A 212-nucleotide genomic window follows, 5' to 3' on the forward strand; every position below is an offset into this window, starting at 1 on the left:
AAATCCAGGCCGTGCGACACCGAGGCGGTCAGCTTTTTACCCGGCGGCCGGCCGAATACCACCGCGGCGTCAAACTGCTCGGTACTGAAATCCAGGCCGTGCGACACCGAGGCGGTCAGCTTTTTACCCGGCGGCCGGCCGAATACCACCGCGGCGTCAAACTGCTCGGTACTGAAATCCAGGCCGTGCGACACCGAGGCGGTCAGCTTTTT

The 212-nt window shown here is 63.2% G+C and carries 1 pseudogene; it reads right to left on the reverse strand.

Annotated elements, in window-relative coordinates:
* Positions 1-212 (reverse strand): annotated as a pseudogene (locus H7A77_RS25695) (hypothetical protein); the annotation flags it as partial.

Source organism: Serratia sp. ME47 (assembly GCF_903970925.1).
GTDB lineage: Bacteria > Pseudomonadota > Gammaproteobacteria > Enterobacterales > Enterobacteriaceae > Serratia > Serratia ureilytica.